Here is a 20,765-nt window from a genome sequence, read left to right as displayed (position 1 = left end):
ACTTCGCTCAGGGGAGCGGATAGCCCTTCCAGACCCACTCCAGCGCCGACGGCAGCGTCTGCGCGATCGTGGGCCGGTCGACGTGCTTGGCGTTGCGTACGAACAGAAACTGATAGTGGTAGCCCTTCTCCGCCAGCACCTTGGCCATCAGCGCGTTGGAGAGGGTCCAGTCGTGCATGCCGTCGGGGATGGTGGGGTTCGGATAGAACAGATCCTGGTCGCCGCCGAAGAACCAGAAGCGGATCGGCTTGGTCGGCGCAGCGACGATCAGGGGCACGCCGGGCGGCTCGGCCGGCGTAAGCACGCCCGCCTTGGAGATGAGATTGGGTGTGGCCGGCCCCGTCCATGCGCTGTGATATTCCCAGGCGCCACCGCGCAGCGACGGGTCATACGGCCATTGCTGGTTGACCATGGTCGGCGAGAACGCCAGCACGCGGTGATAGAGATCGGGATAGAGCCACGCCATCGTGAAGGCTGCCACGCCGCTCGAACTCAGCCCCATGGTCGCACGCCCATCGGGATTTTTGGTCAGCCTGACCTCGGCGTTCTTTTCGACCAGCGGCAGCACTTCACGCTCGACGAATTGCGCGTAGGCGCCTGACACCGCGTCATATTCGCGGCCGCGCTGACTGCCCTGCGCGTCCTGCCCGCCATTGCCGATCTGGATCGCGATCATCGGCGGCACGCGGCGCTGCGCGATCAGATTGTCGAGCGTGACGGCGAGATCCTTGTAGGCGTTGGAGCCGCCGTCGCCGACCACGATGAACGGCGCCTCGCTGCCGCGCACATATTGCGCCGGCACATAGACGTCGATGGTGCGCGACCAGACGCCGGGATGGCTGGTGGTGACGATCATGTGCGACTTGTCGTCCGGCGCCGTGACGGTCGTCATGATCGAGGAATTGGTGCAACCGGCAAGATCGTCGCGGATCAGACCCGGATTGTAGATGGTGCTCTCCTTCGACGACAACGTGAAGGACTTTGTCGTCCCACGCGGCACGCCCTCCTTCGCGATCGTCTCCGGCGCAGGATTGTGGGTGGGACCAATGATGAAATTCCCCTCGGCATCCGGTGGCGGCAGCGTTCCGTCAGGAAGCTCCGTGGCGCGTGGATAATTGGGATTGGAGGGATCACGCGTCGGAGGCGCCGTCTTGAAGTCGAGACCCGTCGTATCGATGAAGAACGGGCCCGCGTTGTCGGTGCTGTTGGCCCCAGGCGGCACCACCATGTTCTGGGTGACGCAGGCCGGCTGCGAGAAGGCAATCGACGTGAAGGAGATGAGGGAAATCAGAGTCCCCGCAAGGACGGACAACGAATTGGTCATTTCAGCTCCCGATGCCGACGAGTCTTTCTGGCTCGCCTTGGCGCAAAGTATGACGAGCCGCCTGCGCGCGGTCAAATCCCGCCCGGCCGCGTTACCGCAATGGCCGCCATGCTCAAAACGGACAGACACGGCTATTCCGCGCATGCCACGAACTTTTTCAGACACGTGGCCGTTGCTGCCGCACCTCGCACGACGTAGCTTGCCGGTCGGCCGCGCGAAGGCCGCGCCCGATCAAGACGACAAGAACAATCTGCAAGAACAATCCCGGGAGACAAACCATGAAGAAGCTCACGGCCGCGCTGTGCGCGCTGGCGTTCCTCGCAACCGGCGCGCAGGCGCAGACCGTCAAGGACTTCCTGGCGGTGGTCACCAAGAAATGGACCACGCCGTTCGAGCCGTTCCAGCTCATCGGCAACATCTACTATGTCGGCACTGACGGCATCGCCGTCTACATCATCAAGACCTCACAAGGCCTGATCCTGATGGATACGGCGCTTCCGGAATCCACCGGCATGATCAAGGACAACATTGCCAAGCTCGGTCTCAAGGTCTCCGACATCAAGATCATCCTCAACACACACGCGCATTTCGACCACACCGGCGGTTTCGCCGAAATCAAGAAGGAGACCGGCGCGCAGCTGATCGCCGGCGACCGCGACAAGCCGCTGCTGGAAGGCGGCTATTATCCTGGCGACGAGAAGAACGAGGACCTCGCCTTCCCCGCAGTGAAGGTCGATCGCGCCGTGAAGGAAGGCGACAAGATCACGCTCGGCGACACCACGCTGACGGCTCACGCCACCCCCGGCCATTCGCCCGGCTGCACGAGTTGGGAGATGACCGTCAAGGACGGCAATCAGGACCGCGAGGTGCTGTTCTTCTGTAGCGGCACGGTGGCGTTGAACCGGCTGGTCGGCCAGCCGACCCACGCCGGAATCGTCGACGACTACCGTGCGACCTACGCCAAAGTGAAGGCGATGAAGATCGACGTGCTGCTCGGGCCGCATCCGGAGGTCTATGGCATGCAGGCCAAGCGCGCCGAAATGAAGGACGGCGCACCGAACCCGTTCGTCAAGCCGGGTGAACTCGCAGCCTACTCCACAACCCTGTCGGAAGATTTCGACAAGCAGCTCGCCAAGCAGACCGCCGCGCTCGAGAAGAAATAGCGATCGTCTCGCGCTATCTTCACCTCTCCTTCTCCGGGGGAGAGGTGAAGCCGGCATGCCGGCTCGCACTGTGTCGATGCGACAATACGCTCCGCTGGCGCATATGGTTAGCAGAGCGTAGCCGCAATTTATGCAAACTCTCTTTCAGCCAATCCCCGCACTTCCGCCGCCGGATATCGTTAACGCGGCCTCACCGGTGCGCGGATCGAGAAGATCCGCGGCGCGTCGAACCTCTCGCGAGGACTCCAATCTAACGGCCCCTTTACCGCCGCCGTGCAAGATCGCCCGCGTTTTGAGGAAATTCAGGGCTGATATTGCAATGCCTGTCACCAATTTGAAGTCACATCTAGCTGCCGTTGCAGAGCTGTTTCGGGTGCCGGCCGACAATCCGGAGCTGATGCGCGCGCAATTCGACGCCTTCTCGAAACAGATCCCGCTACTCTATTTCATCCTGATCACAAACACGATCGCGGTGGCTTATACCTATGTGCCGCTGGCACCGGCCTCGCTCAGTATGATCGTGCCGGCCGTGTTGATCGCGGTGACAGGCTTTCGCACATTCTGGTGGCTGCGCCAGCGCGGTGTCGTCCGCAACGATGCCGACATCCTGCGCAACCTGCGCCTCACCAATTGGATTGCAGCGCCGATCGCCGCCGGCTTTACTCTCTGGTCGTTTGCCCTGTATCCCTACGGCGACGCTTTCGCCAAGAGTCAGGTTGCCTTCTACATGGCGGTGACCGTGATCGGCTGCATCTTCTCGCTGATGCATCTGCGCTCGGCAGCACTGATCGTGACGCTGGTCGTCGACGTGCCCTACGTGCTGTTCTACTTCGCCACGGGCGAACCGACGCTGGAGGCGATGGCCATCAACAATCTGCTGGTCACCGGTGCGATGGTGACGGTGCTGTTCATCTACTATCGCGACTTCGCCGACCTCGTCGCGAGCCGCAAATCGCTGCTGGCACAGCAGGCGGCCACCCAAGCCCTTTCGGACGAGAACTTCCGCCTCGCCAACCTCGATTCCCTGACCGAACTACCGAACCGCCGCCGCTTCTTCGCCGAGCTGTCGAGCGCGTTCACCGATGCCAAGCGCAGAAACGTTCGCGTCGCGGTCGGGATCATCGACCTCGATGGCTTCAAGCCGATCAACGACAACTACGGCCATTCGGTTGGCGACCGCGTTTTGATCGAGGCGGGCCGGCGCATCCGCGAGGTCTGCGAGGGCTTCGGCCCGCAGCGGGTGGAATTCGCCAGGCTCGGCGGCGACGAGTTCGGCCTCGTCGTGTGCGGCGACCCTGACGATGCGGATCTGATGCGGCTCGGCGAACGCGTTGGTGACCAGGTCAAGCTGCCCTACCAGCTCGACACCGCCCATACCGGGCTGTCCTGTTCGATCGGTTTCGCGCTGTTCCCGCAATCGGCAACGACGGCAGAAGCGCTCTATGAATGCGCCGACTATTCGCTTTATCACGCCAAGCGCCATCTGCGCGGCCGCACCGTGATCTTCTCGAGCGAGCTCGAGGCCGAGATCCGCAGCCGCGGCGTCATCGAGAATTTGCTGCGCACTGCCGATTTCAGCACCGAGATAAACCTGGTGTACCAGCCGATCGTGGACGCCATGAGCGAGCATACCGCCGGCTTCGAGGTCCTGGCGCGCTGGCACAGCTCCCGCCTCGGCCTGGTTTCGCCGGCCGATTTCATTCCGGCCGCCGAGCGCATCGGCCTGATCCGGCCGCTGACGCAGGCGCTCCTGGTGCGCGCGCTCGCGACGGCCAGGACCTGGCCCGATCACATCCGCCTGTCGTTCAACCTGTCCGCCCACGACGTCTGCTCGCCCGAGGGCGTCCTGCCGCTGATTACGATCATCGAGAAGAGCGGGCTGCCGCCACACCGGATCGACTTCGAGATCACCGAGACCGCTGTCACCTTCGATTTCGTACGCGCACAACAGTCGATCGCGGCATTGAAGGCGATGGGCTGCGGCATTTCGCTGGACGATTTCGGCACCGGCTACTCCTCGCTGAGCCACGTGCACTGGCTGCCGCTCGACAAAATCAAGATCGACCGCAGCTTCATCGCCGACGTCAACGACAATCCAGTGAGCCACAAGATCATCAAGTCCCTCACGGGCCTCTGTGACGACATGGAGATCGCCTGCGTCGCCGAGGGTGTCGAGACCCGCGCTCAGCTCGACACCCTGCGCCGGCTGGGATGCGACTTCATCCAAGGCTACTACTTCGCCAAGCCCATGCATGGCGACGCCATCGACGAGTATCTCGCCAAGGAACGCCAGCGCCTTGGCGGCGCCGTATCCAGGGTCGTGGCCTAAAGTCAGACCGCGCAGTAGCGCTCCTGGATGTCCTTGTCCGCCAGCAGCGCCGCGGCGCTGCTTTGATGCACGACTTCACCCTGATCGATGATCACGGCACGGTCAGCGAGCCGCAGCGCCCATTCGACGTTCTGCTCGACCAGGAGCAGCGTCTTGCCCTCGTCGCGCAGGCGACGGAACAGCACGCCCATCTCCTCGACCAGGACAGGCATGATGCCCTCCGACGGCTCGTCGAGCAGAAGCATCTTGGGCTTTGCGATCAAGGCGCGTGCAATCGCCAGCATCTGCTGCTCGCCGCCTGACAGCGTGACACCCTCCTGATCGAGGCGCTCCTTCAGGCGCGGAAAGGTCTCGGCGATCTCGTCGATCGCGACGTGCTCATCGATGTCGCTTCCTGCCGCGACGAGGCCGAGACGAAGGTTCTCGCGCACGGAGAGACCGGGGACGATGCGGCGCTCCTCGGGGACGTAAGCAAGGCCGAGATGGAAGCGCTGATGGGCGCGAAGCTGCAGAAGCTCCCGGCCCGCAAAGCGCACGCGACCCGTCGTCTTCGCCATCAGGCCCATCATCGACCGCAGCGTGGTGGTCTTCCCGGCCCCGTTGCGGCCGACAAGGGCAACGACCTCGCCGGGCTGCACATGCAAGGAGATGCCGTGAAGGACGTGGCTCGCGTCATACCAGGCGTGGAGATCCTCAATTTCGAGCAGTGCGGTCTCAGCCATAGCCTTCACTCTGTCCGAGATAGACCCGGCGGACCTCCGGATTGCTCCTGATCTCATCGGGCGCGCCGTCCGCAAGCAGGCGGCCATGATGCAGCACCACGACGCGCTTGGATAGGCCCAGCACCATCTTCATCTTATGTTCGACGAGAAGCACGGTGCGCTTCTCGGCGAGCCGTTCGAGCAGCGCGACCATGTCCTTGGTCTCCTCCGGCCCCATACCGGCGGTCGGCTCGTCGAGCAGAAGCAATTCCGGCTCCGAGACCAACGCAATCGCGATCTCCAGCGCGCGCTGCTGGCCATGCGACAGGAACTTCGCCAGTTCGGCGCGCCTGCCAGATAGCCCGACTGCGTCGAGTGCAGCATCGGCGCGGGCATTGAGCTCTGTAAGTCGGGCGCGGTTACGCCAAATGTCGTAACTCACGGTCAATGCCTGCGCCGCCACGCGGACGTTCTCGTGCACCGACAGGTCGGGGAAGATATTTGTGATCTGATAAGAGCGCGAGATGCCCTGATGCACGAACCGATGCTGCGGAAGGCCGTTCAGCTCGCGTCCTCTGAAATGCAGCTTGCCTGACGTCGGTGTCAGCGCGCCGGAGAGGATGTTGAAGAACGTGCTCTTGCCAGCGCCGTTCGGCCCGATGATCGAGGTGAGCTGTCCGGCCGCAAAAGACACGGTGATGCCTTCGAGCGCGACGAAGCCGCCGAAGTGCTTGCCTATTCCCTCGGCACGAAGCAATTCGCCGCTCATGGCCGCGCCTTTCCGACACCCAATGTGTCGAGCAGCGTGCCCCAGATGCCTTTGGGCAGGAACAGCACGAACAGGACAAAGATCGCGCCGACGAAGAGCTGCCAGTGCGGGGTCCAGACCGAGATGACGTCCTCCAGAATCAGGAACGCCGCCGCGCCAACGAACGGCCCGAAGAAGCTGCGCGCGCCACCGAGCAGCACCATCATCACGATCATGCCCGAGGTCTGGTAGTGCAGGATGTCGAGCGGCACGATCGACAGATGTAGCGCCAGCATGCAGCCACCGAGCGAGGAGATCGCGCCTGACAGCATGAACACGATCAGCTTGCTGCGCTCGACGTCATAGCCGCAGGCCCGCGCCCGCTGCTCGTTCTCGCGGATTGCCTCGATCACGGCGCCGAAGGGCGAGTTCAGGATGCGCGACTGGAACCACATCGCCAATGCGGCGAAGGCCATCAGCACATAATATTTGTTGACGGGGTCGAGGAAATTGACGGGGAAGCCGAACAGGCTGATGCGATCGACGGTAAAGCCGCGCAGGCCATTCTCGCCACCGGTGAAGGACGAGGCCTGGAGCGCGACGTAATAAACGAGCTGAGCCAGCGCAAGCGTCACCATGGAGAAATAGATGCCGCGGGTGCGCGTCGAGACGATGCCGATCGCGGCGGCGAGGCCTGTGCTGAGGAGGACGGCGATCGGGACCGCGGCGAACCAGGGCACGCCGTAACGGCCGATCGCAATGCCGGTGAAGTAGGCGCCCGCACCGAAGAACGCGGCTTGGCCGAACGACAACAACCCCGTGTAGCCGAACAGCAGATTGTAGCCCATCACCACGACGCCGTAGATCAGGACGTTGACGGCCAGCGCGTGGGACGGCAACAGCCAAGGCAACACAGCCAGCACCGCGATCGAGAGCAACACGCGTTGGTCGAGAAGCCGGCCGAGCCCGACGGACGAGAGTTTGGCGACCGCTTCGCCGCTCGATGGTGAGGTCACGCGGCCCTCCCTCTGATGCCGAACAAGCCCTGCGGGCGGATCAGCAGCACCACGGCCATCAGTGCGAACATGACGATGGTCGCCATCTCCGGCGCGAACAGCGCGACCAGGCTGATCGAGATGCCGACCATGAGGCCTGCGACGACAGCCCCGACGATCGACCCGAGACCGCCGATCACGGTCACCACGAAGGCTTCCGCCAGCACCAGCGATCCCATCTCCGGATTGACGCTGCGCATAGGACCCGCGAGCACGCCGCCGAGCGCGGCCAGCCCGACGCCTAGCCCGAAGATCGCGAGCCAGACCCGGCCGATGTCGACACCGAGCACCTGCATGATGGTGGGATCGCGGGCGCCCGCACGCACGATCAAGCCGATCCGCGTCTTCTCCAGCGTCAGCCAGAGCACCAGGAGCACCACCGCCACCAGCGCAATGACGAACAGGCGGTAGCGCGGGAAGAAGCCGATGCCGAGATCGAGCACGCCGATCAGCTGCGGCGGGGTCGGAAACGGGATGCCGTCGCTGCCGAACACGATCCGGACGCCCTCGACCAGGATGTAGCTGAGGCCGAAAGTGAGGAGCAGTGGATCGTCGATCGAGCGCCCATAGAGCCTTCGGATCAGGACGAACTCGATCAGCATGCCGAAGGCGCCGATCAGGATGGGCGCCAGCAGCAATCCCCACCAGAAGCTTCCGGTGAGAGACGCCAGATACAGCCCCGTATAGGCCCCGATCATGAACAGCGCGCCATGAGCGAAATTGACCACCCCGAGCATGCCGAACACGATCGTCAGTCCAAGCGCAGTGATTACCAGGACCGCCCCAAGAGCGATCCCGGAAAGAAGCTGCATGATGATCAGCGACAGGTCCATTGCCCGGGCTTCAGGTCGCGTGGCCCAGCTCGCTGCAACTGCGCAGCATGTCGTCAGAGCCAGTGTCGTTGGCGAGAATGGCGAACAGATCGTTGTCGTTGGCCATGGCGGACTTCTTCTTGGACTCCAGCACCAGAACCGGCTGCACCGATTGGTGATCGCATTTGCGGTAATGCTGCGGACCCTTGGTCAGGTCGTATTGCAGCTTCTCCAGCGCATCGACCACCTTGTCGGTATCGGTGCCACCCGCGGTTTGCATGGCCGCCAGCAGCGACCCGACGCCGGCATAACCGTAGGCGCCGTAGTCGGTCGGGATGGCGCCGCCATTGGCTGCCTTGAAGGCGGCGTTGAAAGCGGCGGCGGACTTGCTCTGCGTCTCTAGGCCCCAGTAATAGTTGGCGCCGCCAACCACGCCCTCGAACACGTCGGGGCCGACCGCGAGCCGCTGGTTGTGCAGGATCACCGGCACGACGATCTTCATCTGCTGCTTGACGCCGAAGTCCACCGCTTGCTTGATCGCATTGGCCTGGTCACGGCCGAAATTGGAAATGCAGAGCACGTCGGGCCGCAGCGACATCAGGCGCGGCATGAAGGTGGAATAGTCGGCAGCGCCAAACGGATGCAGGATCTCGCCGACGCTATCCGCGCCGATCGCCGCCTGCGCGCGCTTGAAGCCGCGCAGCATCTCATGCCCGTACGCGTAATCTGCGACGAGATGGGCAACTTTCATGCCCTTCTTCAGGGTCTGCCGTGCCACGGCGGCGGTCGTCATGTGCGGGTTCAGCGCCTCGTGGAAGGTGTATTTGCTGAAATCCTTGACCTCGTTGATGGTGTCGGACTGGCTGATCGAAACGTAGATCACGCCGCGGGCGCGGGTGACTTCGTTGACCGCGAGCTGCACGGCGCTGGAGAGCGCGCCGACCACGGCGTGAACCTTGTCCTTCTCGATCAGCTCCAGCGTACGGGTCGCGGCCTCGCCGGCATTGAGCTTGTCGTCGCGCACCAACAGCTCGACCTTGCGGCCGCCGATGCCGCCCTTGTCGTTGGCGAGCTTGACCGCGAGCTCGGCGCACTTGACCTGGTCGCGCGCCTCCGCAGCGAACGGGCCGGTCAGCGGGGTCGGAAAGCCGATGCGGATCGTTTCGTCGGCAGCGCGCCCGAGCCGCGGCATGGCGAGCAGTGCCGCGCTTGCCGAGAGACCGGCGAGCGCGGTGCGGCGGGATATTTTCGAGGTGGAAGCGGACTTGGGCATGATTTCCTCCAATTATCTTTTTCTAGAATCGCTTCAGGGCTTTCAGGACTCTTGCGGGCGTGATCGGGATGGAATTGATCGTTGCATCGAACGGTGCGAGCGCGTCGTTGACGGCGTTCAGCACACAGGCCGACGCCGCCGCCGTCCCCGCCTCACCGCATCCCTTGGCGCCAAGCTCGGTGTCGGCGGTCGGTGTCTCGACATGGGCGATGACGATGTCAGGCATCTCCATCGGCATCGGGACGAGGTAGTCGGCGAGCGAGCCGTTCACGAGCTGGCCGGTCTCGCTGTAGCGACACTCCTCGAACAGCGCCGCGCCCAATCCCTGCACGATGCCACCGCGGAGCTGCTCGTCTACCAGCATCGGATTGATGACCCGGCCACAATCCTCGACGATGAAATGCTTCAACATCTTGATGAAGCCAGTCTCGACGTCCACCTCCAGCGAACAGCCCTGGATGCCGTTGGTGAAGGCGAACGGATAGCCCTGTGGCGCGAAGTGATGGCTCACGGTGAGCTGGGCCTGCGTGCCCGGCGGTAGCGTATCGGAACGGAAATAGGCAATGCGCGCGATCTCGGAGATCGGCATCCGCTGGTTTCGCGTGCCAGCATCGACGACCTCGCCATCGATGATGTCGAGTGCCGATTGCTGCTCCTGGAGGATGAGCGCGGCGATTTCCAGGATATTGCGCCTGAGCGCGCGCGTGGCCTGGAGCGCAGTCTCGCCGCCGATGCCGGCGCCGCGGCAGGCCCAGGTCGCACCGCCATGCGGCGTCACCTCGGTATCACCGGTAATGACCTTGACGTGCTCCTGCGCGAGGCCGAGCTGGTCCGCCACAATCTGGCTGATGATCGCCTCGGTGCCTTGCCCCTGCTCCGTGACCGAGATCAGGCAGCGCACTTCGCCTGATGGCGTCAGGCTGATGATCGCACCGTCCTGCGAGGAGATACGGGCTCCGCCAACACCATAGAACGCGGGACTTGGATTAGTGATCTCGACAAAGGCCGCGATGCCGATCCCGCGATAGATGCCGCCCTTGCGCAACTCCGCCTGCTCGGCGCGCAGCCCGTCATAATCCATCATCTCGTGCAGCCGCTTCAGGCAGGCCTGATGCGACAACGCCTCGAAACGGTAGCCGGTCGGCGAGGTCTGCGGATAGGCATCATCGGCGATGACATTCTGCGCTCGGATCGCGAAGGGATCGAGACCGAGCTTCGCCGCAGCCATGTCGACCAGCCGCTCGGTGACGGCGCAGGCGATGGGATGGCCGACCGCGCGATACTGGCTGGTCTGCACCTTGTTCTGGAAGAGCACTTCGAGCGTCGCGTGGTAGTTCTTGAAGCGATAGGGCGCGCCGATCAGGCGGATGACCTGGTTGCCCTCCACCACGCTTGTACGCGGATAGGTCGAAAACGCCCCGATTGCGGTCAGGTCCAGCACGTCCATCGCAAGGATCTCGCCCTTGGCGTCAAGCGCCATCCGGGCGCGGACGCGGTGGTCGCGGGCATGGATGTCGGAGACGAACGATTCGATGCGGTCGGCGACGTATTTGACGGGCCGGCCGAGCAGGATCGAGAGGCCGACCACGGCCATGTCCTCATGATAGACATGCAGCTTCATCCCGAAGGAGCCGCCGATGTCGGTCGCGATCACGCGAACGCGGGCCTCCGGAATGCCGAAGTGGCGCGAATAGAGGTCCTGGAACTGATACGGCGTCTGTGTCGCGTGATGCACGGTGAGCATCTCGGCCGAAGGATCGTAATCGGAAACGATGGCGCGCGGCTCCAGCGTCACCGCGGTATGGCGGCCGAAGGACAACTCCTCCTCCACCACATGGGCCGCATGCGCAAAGGCGTCGTCGACGCTGCCGCTGTCGAGCTGGCTGCGGAAGCAGACATTGTTGGCACTGCCAGGATTGATCAGCGGCCCGCCGCCCTCACGCGCGCTATCGATATCGGCGACGATCGGAAGGTCTTCGTAGTCGATCTCGATCAGTTCCAGCGCATCCTCGGCGATCGCACGGCTCTCGGCAACGACTGCAACCACCGCCTGCCCGGCCCAGACCACGCGGTCGAGCGGCAGCGGTAATTGCGGTGCCGAGATCATCCCCTTGAAATGGTCGAGCGTGCCGGTCCAGGGCGAGCAGATCTTGGCGAGATCGGCACCGGTCGCAACGAGATGCACGCCTTCGAGCGCGCTCGCCCGCCCGGCATCGATCGAGATGATCTTCGCATGCGCGTGCGGGCTGCGCAGGAACGCGGCATACAGCATCCGCGGCAGCCTGAGATCGCTGACATAGCGCCCGCGCCCGGCGAGCAGCCGCTTGGCGTTCGGGCGCGGCACGGAGCGGCCGATATAGGAATTCGGGCGATCCAGCGAGGTCAGCGGCGCGCTCATGTCACGCCTCCGCTTTCGCTGCGGGCTTTTGCCACCGCGTCGATGGCATCTACGATCGCTTCATAGCCGGTGCAGCGGCAGTAATTGCCCGACAGCGCGTCACGAATGTCCTTGCGGCTTGGCCGCGTCACCTGCGAGAGGAGTTCGTGCGCGTTGACCAGCATGCCCGGCGTGCAAAAGCCGCATTGCAGAGCGTTGCGGCGGTGGAATTCAGCCTGGAGGTCGGCGATCACGCCGCTCTCCGTGAGACCTTCGATCGTATCGATAGTGGCGCCGTCAGCCTGCACCGCGAACATCAGACAGGCGTGCACGGCTTTGCCGTCGAGCTGGACGAGACACGCGCCGCAGGCGCCCATCTCGCAGCCGGCATGCGTGCCTGTCAGCTCGAGCGCGTTGCGCAGGCAATCGACCAGCGTCTCGCGCGGCGCGACCTCACAGGCCACCTTGCGGCCGTTGACGGTGAAGCGAACGCGCACGGTCTCGTCCGCATCATCCAGGAGGGATCCGTCGAAGCCGCTCATCCGCCCGCTCCGAGACGTCCGAGCATGCGTCCGAGCAATACGCGGGCAAGATGCAGCCGCATCGCCGGCGGCACCTCGTCGCTATCAGGCGGCACGAGATCACCTTCGAGCGCAGCTTGCGCTGCGGCGATGCGTTCGGTACCAAGGCTCGAGCCGATGAGCGTGGCCTCCGTTCCCTTCACCCGCGTCGGCGTATTGCCGACAGAAAAGAACGAGATCCTTATGTCATCGATGCGCTCGCCGGTGCAGCTTGCGAGCATGCCGCAACCGACCAGGGCATAGTCCCCGCGCCGCCGGGCCAATTCGTCAAACGCAAAGCGCTGATCGGCCTTGAACAGCGGGACGAAGACCGCGGTGATGAGCTCGCCGGGCTGCAAAGCCGTCTCGAACAGGTCGACGAAGAAGTCGTCGGCCTTGACGCGCCGGCTGCCCGAAGGGCCGACAATCTCGATCTCGGCATCGAGCGCCAGCGTCATCGCCGGAAATTCGGAAGCCGGGTCGGCCTGCGCGACACTGCCGCCGAACGTGCCGCGGTTGCGGATCGCGGGATGGGCGACGAAGGGCGCAGCCGCATGCAACAGCGGCGCGAATTCGGCGATCAGCGGCTCGCTCAGCATCTCGCAATGGCGCGTCAACGCACCGATGCGCAAATATCCGCCCTCACGCCTGACGCCACGCAGCTCGGAGATATGAGTGATGTCGATCAGCAGCTGCGGCGCCTGCAGCCGCAGCGACAACGCCGGCACGAGGCTCTGGCCGCCGGCAATGAAACGCGCATCGTCGTCGGCGCGCGCGTGAGCATCCAACGCCTGGTCGATCGTCGCAGCGCGAAAATAGCTGAAAGCCCTCGCCTTCACCGCCGTTTCCTCGGATTCCTCGGCTCATCAGCCGGGACGCCAGATTTGTAACCATCTGGTCTCAAAATCCTGACACGCCATCGGAAGTCGGTCAACAGGAAATGACCATTTGGTTACAAATGCGCGTTGGGCTATGAAGACGACGGGACGTGCGATTCAGCGACGAAATGGCCCGCAAAGCGCAGAAAACGGCGAAGCGACCGGTCCGGAAGCGGTCCGAGACAGGCAGCAAGTCCGCGCCAAAGCGCCGCAACATGCGTGCGGCCGACCGCGAGCGCGCCATCCTGGACGAGGCAATCCGATTCTTTGCCGAGCGCGGCTTCGAGGGGCAGACGCGCGAGCTCGCCAAGCGCCTGGGAATCACGCATTCGGCGATCTACCGCCACTTCCCGAGCAAGGAAGCGCTGATCGAGCGTGTCTACCAGGAGGTTTATCTCAGCCGCTGGTCGCCCGATTGGGGTCCGATGATCCGCGACCGCTCGCTATCGCTCGAGGCCCGGCTGACGCGCTTTTATCTCGACTATGTCGAACGCGTGTTCGAATACAATTGGGTGCGGATCTTCGTCTTCTCCGGCATGAAGTCGTTCGGCATCACCGGCCGCTATCTCGACATCATCAGGCGCGAGATCATCGAGCCGGCGGCCGGCGAACTGCGCCACGACCTGAAACTGCCCGAAGCAAAGACACTTCCGCTCGGCGAGCGCGAGACCGAGCTGTTCTGGGGCCTGCACGGCCGCATTTTCTATCTCGCGATCCGCAAATTCATCTACGCGACGCCAATCCCGGCAGATCTCGACGCGATCGTTCGCGATGCCGTCCAGACCTTCATGGACGGTGCGAAGACCACGATGCCGAGGCTCCTGGCGCGCGACTGAGCCTGGCTACGTCGCCAGGCTCGGCAGATCGAGCCCTTTTTCGCGGGCGCATTCGATCGCGGTCTCGTAACCCGCGTCAGCGTGGCGCATGACGCCGCTGGCAGGGTCGTTCCAGAGCACGCGCGCGATGCGCTTCGCCGCTTCCGGCGTACCGTCGGCGACGATCACCATGCCGCCATGCTGGGAATAGCCGATGCCGACGCCGCCGCCGTGATGCAGCGACACCCAGGTCGCGCCGCTGGCGCAATTGAGCAGCGCGTTGAGCAAGGGCCAGTCGGACACAGCGTCCGAACCGTCCTTCATCGCTTCGGTTTCGCGGTTGGGGCTCGCCACCGAGCCGCTGTCGAGATGGTCGCGGCCGATCACGATGGGTGCCTTCAATTCGCCACGCGCCACCATCTCGTTGAAGGCAAGGCCCAGGCGATCGCGATCGCCGAGCCCGACCCAGCAGATCCGCGCCGGCAGGCCCTGGAACTTGATGCGCTCCCTGGCCATGTCGAGCCAATTGTGCAGGTGCTTGTCGTCAGGCATCAGCTCCTTGACCTTGGCGTCGGTCTTGAAGATGTCCTCGGGATCGCCCGACAGCGCGGCCCAGCGGAACGGCCCGACGCCGCGGCAGAACAAGGGACGGATATAGGCGGGGACGAAGCCGGGAAAATCGAAGGCGTTCTTCAGGCCCATGTCCTGCGCCATCTGGCGGATGTTGTTGCCGTAGTCGAGCGTCGGAATGCCCTGCGCATGGAAATCCAGCATGGCCTGGACGTGCTCGACCATCGAGGTCTTCGAGGCGCGCTCCACGGCCTTGGGGTCGGCGGCGCGCTTGGTTTCCCACTCGGCGAGTGTCCAGCCCTTCGGCAAATAGCCGTTGATCGGATCGTGCGCGCTGGTCTGATCGGTGACGATGTCGGGCCTGACACCGCGGCGGACCAGCTCGGGAAAAATCTCCGCGGCGTTGCCGAGCAGGCCGACCGAGATGGCCTTCATCGTCTTCGTCGCCTCCGCCATGATCGCAAGCGCCTCGTCGAGCGTCGCGGCCTGTCGATCGAGATAACCGGTGCGCAGACGCATCTCGATGCGGCTCGGCTGGCATTCGACCGCCAGCATCGAAGCCCCGGCCATGGTCGCAGCCAACGGCTGCGCGCCGCCCATGCCGCCGAGACCGGCGGTCAGAATCCATTTGCCGGCAAGGCTGCCGCCATAGTGGCGGCGGCCAACTTCAACGAAGGTTTCGTAGGTGCCCTGCACAATGCCCTGGCTGCCGATATAGATCCAGGAACCGGCCGTCATCTGGCCGTACATCATCAGGCCCTTTCGATCGAGCTCGTTGAAATGGTCGAGCGTCGCCCAGTGCGGCACAATGTTGGAGTTGGCGATCAGGACACGCGGCGCGTCGGCATGGGTGCGGAACACACCGACCGGCTTGCCGGACTGGACCAGCAGCGTCTGGTCATCTTCAAGCTCGCGCAGCGAAGCAACGATCCGGTCAAAGCTCTCCCAGTCGCGCGCAGCGCGGCCGATGCCGCCATAGACCACGAGCTCGCTCGGACGTTCTGCAACGTCGGGATCGAGATTGTTCATGAGCATGCGCAGGGGCGCTTCCGTCAACCAGCTCTTGGCGCTGATTTCGCTGCCGCGGGGTGCGCGGATGGTGCGGTCATTGTCCAGTCGGCGGTTCATGCGGAACACCTCGTCAGGCAAGTGTCGGAAACGGGTCGGTTGAAAGCACGGCGAGCGCCGCAGCCGGCAGCGCGTCGGCCTCGACCAGCGCTGCAGCCTTGGAGAGATCGCCGGCCATGTAGCGGTCGGCGCCGAGCGGCGGCACCTGCTCGCGAAGTGTGGCGATGACGGCAGCGAGCGGCGCGCTGGTTGCGTGCGGCGCGCGCAGCGTGATGCCCTGGGCGGCGACTAGCAGCTCGATGCCCAGGATGGTGGCGAGATTGTCGGCCATGTCCGACAGCCTCCGCGCAGCATGCGCGGCCATCGAGACATGGTCTTCCTGGTTGGCACTGGTCGGGGTCGAGTCGATCGAGCAGGCGGCGGCGCGCTGCTTGTTCTCGGCATAGAGCGCGGCCGCCGTCACTTCGGCGATCATGAATCCGGAATTGATACCGGGATCGGGAGTGAGGAACGGCGGCAGGCCGAAATTGAGCGCGGGATCGACCAGCGTCGCGATGCGCCGCTCGCTGATCGCACCGATTTCCGACAGCGCGAGCGCGATGGTATCCGCGGCAAAAGCCACCGGTTCGGCATGGAAGTTGCCGCCGGAGACGATCTCGCCGGTCTCGACCAGCACGAGCGGATTGTCGGTGACGGCATTGGCCTCGACGACAAGCGTCCGCGCCGCCTGCACGATCAGGTCGAGCGCCGCGCCCGCAACCTGCGGCTGGCAGCGCAGGCAATAGGGATCCTGCACGCGCTCGTCGCCTTCGAGATGCGACAGGCGGATGTCGCTGCCGTGGAGCAGCGCCATCAGGGTTGCCGCAGCCGCGGCCTGTCCGGAATGGCCGCGCAGCGCCTGGATCTCGGGGCGGAACGGCGCCGTCGAGGCCATCGCCGCATCGACCGACATCGCGCCGGTGACGAGCGCAGCGCGAGCCATGCGAAATGCGCGCAGCACACCGGAGACGGCGTAGGCGGTGGAGAATTGCGTGCCGTTGATCAGCGCGAGCCCTTCCTTGGGACCGAGCGTCAGTGGCGGCAGGTCGGCGGCCGCGAGCGCCTCGCTGCCCGACACTGTCTTGCCGTCGACGATCGCCTGCCCTTCGCCGATCATCACAGCGGTCATATGCGCGAGCGGCGCGAGATCGCCGGAAGCACCGACCGAACCTTGCTGCGGCACCAGCGGTGAGACGCGCCGCGCCAGCATGGCCTGCAGCTGCTCGATCACCTCGCGGCGCACGCCGGAGGCGCCGCGCCCGAGCGAGATGATTTTCAGCGCCATCATTAGGCGGACGATCGGTTCGGGCGTCGCCGTGCCAACGCCGCAGCAATGCGAGACGATGAGATTGCGCTGGAGCAGCGCGGTCTGATCGGGCGGGATGCGCTTCGACGCCAGCTTCCCGAAGCCGGTGTTGATGCCATAGACGGGAGCATCCGCTCGCGCGGCCCTTGCCACGATCTCCGCGGCCGCGTCGACGCGCGGCCAGAACGAGGGATCGAGAACGACAGATGTGCCTTCGAGCACGCACGCGAGATCATCGAGGCTGACCGTTCCCGGCTTGACGACGATCGGCGCGCGCGGCTCCGTCACTGTCCCCTCCACACCCGGCGGTGCAGCGGATTGAAGCCGATGCGGTAGACCAGCTCGGCAGGGCGCTCGATGTCCCAGATCGCAAGGTCGCACCATTTGCCGGCCTCGAGCGTGCCGGTATCATGGAGCACGCCGAGCGCTCGCGCGCCTTCGCGAGTGACACCGGCAAGGCACTCGGTCACATTCATCCGGAACAGCGTCGCGCCCATGTTCATGGCGAGCAGGAGCGATGTCAGGGGCGAGCTGCCCGGATTGCAGTCGGTCGCCAGCGCCATGGCAACGCCGTGCTTGCGGAATGCTTCGACCGGCGGTTTTTGCGTCTCGCGGATGAAGTAGAAGGCGCCGGGCAACAGCACGGCCACCGTTTTAGCCTTTGCCATCGCGGCGGCACCGGCTTCGTCGGTGTGCTCGAGGTGATCGGCCGAGAGCGCCGAGAATTGTGCGGCGAGCGCGGCACCGCCGAGGTTCGAGAGCTGGTCGGCATGCAGCTTGACCGGCAGTCCAAGCCGCCTCGCCGTCTCGAACACCCGCACCGTCTGTTCCCCGGAATATGCGATACCTTCCATGAAGGCATCGACCGCATCGGCGAGGCCCGCCTTCGCGACCGCAGGCAACATCCCCCTGCAGACGAGATCGATGTAGCGATCCTTGTCGCCATCGGCCTCTGGCGGCAGCGCATGCGCGCCAAGAAACGACGTGCGGATCGCGACCGGCCGCTGTCGGCCCAGAGTGCGCGCGGCGGCCAGCTGCCGCATCTCGGTCTCGGTGTCCAAGCCGTAGCCGGATTTGATCTCGACCGTGGTGGCGCCCTCGCCAATCAGCGCATCGAGCCGCGGCAGCGCGAGTGCTACGAGCTCGGCCTCGCTTGCCTTGCGTGTCGCGGCCACCGTCGAGACGATGCCGCCGCCGGCGCGCGCGATCTCCTCGTAGCTCGCGCCCTTTAGGCGCAGCTCGAATTCGTGGGCGCGGTTGCCGCCATAGACCAGATGGGTGTGACAATCGACGAGACCGGGCGTGATCCAACGCCCTTCGCAATCGATGCGTTCGGCTGTATCGGCATTCGCCGGAAAATCGGCCTGCGCCCCCGCATAGATGATACGGCCGGCGCGCGCGGCGATCACACCGTGCTCGATTTCGCCGAGATCGGGACGATCGGCCCGCATCGTGGCGAGCCGGGCGTTATGCCAGATCCGGTCGAAGCGTTCTGCCATGCAACTGTCCCTTCGCGTGGGATGCTTGACTTATATGTCTAGACATATAATCGTGTCGCGGTTCTGTCCAGCCGGCATGGAAACATGACACGACTGCATTTCGCCTCCGCGCTCCTGCCTTCGGGCTGGGCCAATGACGTGCAGGTGGTGATCACCGCCGGCGCGATCGCCGAGGTGACGCCGGGCGTGGCCCCGGCCACCGGCGACGAACGCCACCAAATCGCGCTTCCGGGACTTGCGAGCCTGCACAGCCACGCCTTCCAGCGCGGCATGGCGGGTCTCGCAGAACTGCGCGGCGATAGCACCGACACTTTCTGGACCTGGCGCGAGACGATGTATCGCTTTGCGCTGGCGATGACGCCTGACGATGTCGCGGCGGTCGCGACACTGCTTTATGTCGAGATGTTGGAGCAGGGTTTTACCCGCGTCGGCGAATTCCATTATCTGCATCACGATCGCGACGGCTCGCCATACGCCGACATCGGCGAAATGGCCGCAAGCATCGCGCAGGCCGCCGAAGCCTCGGGTATTGCGCTGACGTTGCTGCCGAGTTTTTATGCGCATGGCTCATTTGGCGGCGCAGCACCGCATGCCGGCCAGCGCCGCTTCATCTGCACGGTTGATCAGTTCGCCGCGCTGGTGAGCGCCTCGCGCAAGGCGCTCGCAACATTGCCGGGTGCCAACATCGGCGTCGCGCCGCACAGTTTGCGCGCTGTGACGCCGGCCGAGCTTGCGGCAATCCTTCCGCTCGCGGACGGCGGCCCGGTCCATATTCATGCCGCCGAGCAGGTGAAGGAAGTCGAGGATTGCCTGGCCTGGTCCGGACGACGTCCGGTGCAATGGTTGCTGGAGCACGCGCCCGTCGATCAACGCTGGTGCCTCATTCACGCCACCCATACGACGAATGAGGAACTGGCCGCCCTCGCCAAGACCGGCGCGGTCGCCGGCCTCTGCCCCGTTACCGAGGCGAGCCTTGGCGATGGCATTTTCCCGGCTCGCGAATTCGTCGGTGCCGGCGGTGCCTTTGGCATCGGCACGGATTCCAACGTGCTGGTCGGCGTCGCCGACGAGCTGCGCCAGCTCGAATATGGCCAACGGCTCAAGCACCGCGAGCGCAACGTGCTCTCTGCCGGCGCGGGGCGCTCGACGGGACGCACGCTGTTCGATCATGCGCTTGCAGGCGGCGCGCGGGCACTGCCACAGATGTCCATCGGTCTCACCCCAGGTGCGCGCGCCGACATCGTCACGCTCGACACCACGCATCCCTCGCTGGCGGGCCGCGCGCGCGACGCCGCCATCGACGGCTGGATCTTTGCCGCGGGCAGCGGCGCGATCGATTGCGTCTGGGCCGGCGGCGACAAGGTCGTCGAGGGCGGCCGGCACAGACTGCGCCAGGCCGCGCGCGAACACTTCAACGCATCGGTGCGGAGGCTCGTTCCATGAGTCTCGCCACTGATACACCGGACCAGCCGACGCTCTACAAGCGGATCCGCGCCGACATCGAGAAGCGCATCCTGACCGGCGAATGGCCGCCCGGGCATCGCATCCCGTTCGAGCATGAACTGGTCGCGCGCTACGGCTGCTCGCGCATGACCGTGAACAAGGCGCTGTCGGAGCTCGCGCAAGCCGACCTGATCGAGCGGCGGCGACGTGCCGGCTCCTTCGTCCGCCGGCCGCAACATCAGTCTGCCGTGCTCAAGATCGCCGACATGCGCGCCGAGATCACCGCGCTCGGGCGCGCTTACGGTTACGAGCTGATCGGTCGCAAGCTCCGCGCCGCGACCGCGGCCGACCGTGACCGCCTCGGTGTCAAGAAGGCCGGCAAGGTGGTCGCGATCACCTGCCGCCACAGCGCCGACAACGTACCTTTCGCCGTCGAGGACAGGTTGATCGATCTCGCGTCGGTGCCGGATGCGGCGACCGCAGATTTTTCGCGTGAGCCACCCGGCTCGTGGCTGCTTCACCATGTGCCATGGACAGAGGCCGAGCATACGATCAGCGCCATCGTCGCGGACGATCGCACGGCGGAGGCGCTCGACATCGCCGTCGGCGCACCCTGCCTCGTGATCGACCGCTATACCTGGCGCAGCGCGCGCACGATCACCGCGGTGCGGCTGCTCTATCCCGGTGACTCTCACCGCCTTGTCGCCCGTTTCAAGGGAGGCTGAGAGGACGATGTCGGCACAAATCGTGCAACGTTTCGGGCAGCGGTCCACGAGGACCGACCAAGATCAACAGGACGTCAATC

Annotated in this window: 17 protein-coding genes; 5 read left to right on the top strand and 12 right to left on the bottom strand. The window is 64.7% G+C overall.

Features of this window, described 5'->3' with window-relative positions; translation table 11 throughout:
- Positions 1-7 precede the first annotated feature (7 nt).
- Positions 8-1,324, bottom strand: coding sequence for an alpha/beta hydrolase-fold protein (locus tag IVB40_RS10480; protein ID WP_247459621.1), 1,317 nt, complete (start codon positions 1,322-1,324; stop codon positions 8-10).
- 278 nt (positions 1,325-1,602) lie between these two features.
- Here IVB40_RS10480 and blaBJP point away from each other — a divergent pair, with 278 nt between their 5' ends.
- Positions 1,603-2,487, top strand: a complete 885-nt coding sequence (gene blaBJP, locus IVB40_RS10475) for a BJP family subclass B3 metallo-beta-lactamase (protein ID WP_247402730.1) — start codon at positions 1,603-1,605, stop codon at positions 2,485-2,487.
- Between the two features lie 319 nt (positions 2,488-2,806).
- Complete coding sequence (locus IVB40_RS10470) at positions 2,807-4,816, top strand: EAL domain-containing protein (protein ID WP_247402726.1); 2,010 nt, start codon at positions 2,807-2,809, stop codon at positions 4,814-4,816.
- Positions 4,817-4,818: 2 nt separating this feature from the next.
- On the opposite strand, the gene IVB40_RS10465 is transcribed toward IVB40_RS10470, so the two are convergent.
- From IVB40_RS10465 to IVB40_RS10430, 8 genes are read right to left on the bottom strand one after another with little or no spacing between them, the layout of a single operon-like run.
- Positions 4,819-5,538: an ABC transporter ATP-binding protein gene (locus IVB40_RS10465; protein ID WP_247818822.1), complete on the bottom strand. Its 720-nt coding sequence runs from the start codon at positions 5,536-5,538 to the stop codon at positions 4,819-4,821.
- The gene (locus IVB40_RS10460) at positions 5,531-6,286 is read right to left on the bottom strand and encodes an ABC transporter ATP-binding protein (protein WP_247459627.1); all 756 of its coding nucleotides are present in this window, start codon (positions 6,284-6,286) and stop codon (positions 5,531-5,533) included. Before IVB40_RS10460 ends, IVB40_RS10465 begins: the two co-directional genes overlap by 8 nt.
- Positions 6,283-7,281, bottom strand: coding sequence for a branched-chain amino acid ABC transporter permease (locus IVB40_RS10455; protein WP_247818821.1), 999 nt, complete (start codon positions 7,279-7,281; stop codon positions 6,283-6,285). Before IVB40_RS10455 ends, IVB40_RS10460 begins: the two co-directional genes overlap by 4 nt.
- Positions 7,278-8,153 (bottom strand): branched-chain amino acid ABC transporter permease, encoded by an 876-nt coding sequence (locus IVB40_RS10450; RefSeq protein WP_247818820.1) that lies wholly within the window; start codon positions 8,151-8,153, stop codon positions 7,278-7,280. The genes IVB40_RS10455 and IVB40_RS10450 overlap by 4 nt, the downstream gene beginning before the upstream one ends.
- Before the next feature lie 10 nt (positions 8,154-8,163).
- Positions 8,164-9,405, bottom strand: coding sequence for an ABC transporter substrate-binding protein (locus tag IVB40_RS10445; protein ID WP_027566512.1), 1,242 nt, complete (start codon positions 9,403-9,405; stop codon positions 8,164-8,166).
- A gap of 22 nt (positions 9,406-9,427) precedes the next feature.
- Positions 9,428-11,803 carry a xanthine dehydrogenase family protein molybdopterin-binding subunit gene (locus tag IVB40_RS10440; protein WP_247818819.1) on the bottom strand — a complete coding sequence of 792 codons (2,376 nt, stop codon included), beginning with the start codon at positions 11,801-11,803 and terminating at the stop codon, positions 9,428-9,430.
- Positions 11,800-12,324 (bottom strand): (2Fe-2S)-binding protein, encoded by a 525-nt coding sequence (locus tag IVB40_RS10435; protein WP_027566510.1) that lies wholly within the window; start codon positions 12,322-12,324, stop codon positions 11,800-11,802. The genes IVB40_RS10440 and IVB40_RS10435 overlap by 4 nt, the downstream gene beginning before the upstream one ends.
- A complete protein-coding gene (locus IVB40_RS10430; protein ID WP_247818818.1) occupies positions 12,321-13,181 on the bottom strand; it encodes a xanthine dehydrogenase family protein subunit M in 861 nt (286 codons plus the stop codon). The genes IVB40_RS10435 and IVB40_RS10430 overlap by 4 nt, the downstream gene beginning before the upstream one ends.
- Before the next feature lie 254 nt (positions 13,182-13,435).
- Between IVB40_RS10430 and IVB40_RS10425 the strand changes: the two genes are divergently transcribed.
- Positions 13,436-14,056: a TetR/AcrR family transcriptional regulator gene (locus IVB40_RS10425; protein WP_027566508.1), complete on the top strand. Its 621-nt coding sequence runs from the start codon at positions 13,436-13,438 to the stop codon at positions 14,054-14,056.
- Positions 14,057-14,062: 6 nt separating this feature from the next.
- Here IVB40_RS10425 and hutU read toward each other — a convergent pair whose 3' ends face one another.
- Genes hutU through hutI form a run of 3 tightly spaced genes read right to left on the bottom strand, consistent with a single transcriptional unit; the run spans position 14,063 to position 18,517 of the window.
- Complete coding sequence (gene hutU / locus IVB40_RS10420; RefSeq protein WP_247290658.1) at positions 14,063-15,733, bottom strand: urocanate hydratase; 1,671 nt, start codon at positions 15,731-15,733, stop codon at positions 14,063-14,065.
- Positions 15,734-15,746: 13 nt separating this feature from the next.
- The gene (gene hutH, locus IVB40_RS10415; RefSeq protein WP_247402717.1) at positions 15,747-17,306 is read right to left on the bottom strand and encodes a histidine ammonia-lyase; all 1,560 of its coding nucleotides are present in this window, start codon (positions 17,304-17,306) and stop codon (positions 15,747-15,749) included.
- Entirely contained in the window at positions 17,303-18,517 is a 1,215-nt protein-coding gene (hutI, locus tag IVB40_RS10410) for an imidazolonepropionase (RefSeq protein WP_247818817.1), read from the bottom strand. The genes hutH and hutI overlap by 4 nt, the downstream gene beginning before the upstream one ends.
- Positions 18,518-18,601: 84 nt before the next feature.
- Here hutI and IVB40_RS10405 point away from each other — a divergent pair, with 84 nt between their 5' ends.
- Both IVB40_RS10405 and hutC read left to right on the top strand, forming a co-directional pair.
- Positions 18,602-19,960 carry a formimidoylglutamate deiminase gene (locus IVB40_RS10405; protein WP_247818816.1) on the top strand — a complete coding sequence of 453 codons (1,359 nt, stop codon included), beginning with the start codon at positions 18,602-18,604 and terminating at the stop codon, positions 19,958-19,960.
- A complete protein-coding gene (gene hutC, locus IVB40_RS10400; RefSeq protein ID WP_247402712.1) occupies positions 19,957-20,685 on the top strand; it encodes a histidine utilization repressor in 729 nt (242 codons plus the stop codon). Before IVB40_RS10405 ends, hutC begins: the two co-directional genes overlap by 4 nt.
- Positions 20,686-20,765 lie beyond the last annotated feature (80 nt).

Source organism: Bradyrhizobium sp. 40 (assembly GCF_023100925.1).
Lineage (GTDB): Bacteria > Pseudomonadota > Alphaproteobacteria > Rhizobiales > Xanthobacteraceae > Bradyrhizobium.
Note: the sequence above shows the minus strand (reverse complement) of the source record. Positions and strands in the feature narration are given on the sequence as shown.